This window comes from Xenorhabdus sp. IM139775 (genome assembly GCF_028598745.1).
In the GTDB taxonomy this organism is placed as follows: domain Bacteria; phylum Pseudomonadota; class Gammaproteobacteria; order Enterobacterales; family Enterobacteriaceae; genus Xenorhabdus.
Genome location: NZ_JAQRFK010000240.1, coordinates 1 through 614, shown reverse-complemented (window position 1 = coordinate 614; position 614 = coordinate 1). Strand labels below are relative to the sequence as shown.

At 56.8% G+C, this 614-nt stretch carries 1 pseudogene; it reads right to left on the bottom strand.

The features are described 5' to 3' along the window. Nucleotides 1–614: pseudogene (locus PSI17_RS17235) on the bottom strand (DNA primase); the annotation flags it as partial.

The window sequence follows — 614 nt, the reverse complement described above, 5'->3', positions numbered from 1 at the left end:
TTGCGCGTCTGCGGCGGCATCTCGTCCAGCGTCCGGCCTAAGATGTCATGCGCAAGCTGGTTCGCCAGCCGGATATCGTCTTTCGTGACTTCGATGTATTCCAGCCGCCTGCCGCGATGTTCAGCCACCTTCACTTCACGCTGGTACTGGTGCAGCAGGGCAATGCTCTGAATAAGCGTGAGATATTTCATATGGTCGCGGCGGGTGCGGGTTTTGTCGGACATAAAGGTCAGCTGGCTGGCATAGGGATTGACCACATTCAACGGACGCAATAACCGCTGGGCGTTCTGGTGCAACTGCGTCAGATAATCGCGCTCGTTCTCGGCCAGCAATCCTTCGAGCGTTTGCTTATGCCGCTGCAACGCATGGATGGCTTCGGTCTGTTCGCGGGTTTCATTGATGGTCAACACCAGACAGCGGTTCAGCAGCTCCTCATCGACATCGATCGCCGTGGTCGTCAGCATCAGCATCACCGGGCCTTTGACGGTGTAGCTTTTTGTCACCAGATTACCCGTGGTTTCATCCTTGCCCGTGCTCGCCATCGTCAGCTCACCGTCACTCTGCAACAGCTTGAGCGCATAAGCGGCCTGCCGTACCCCTTCTTCTTCGGCGAT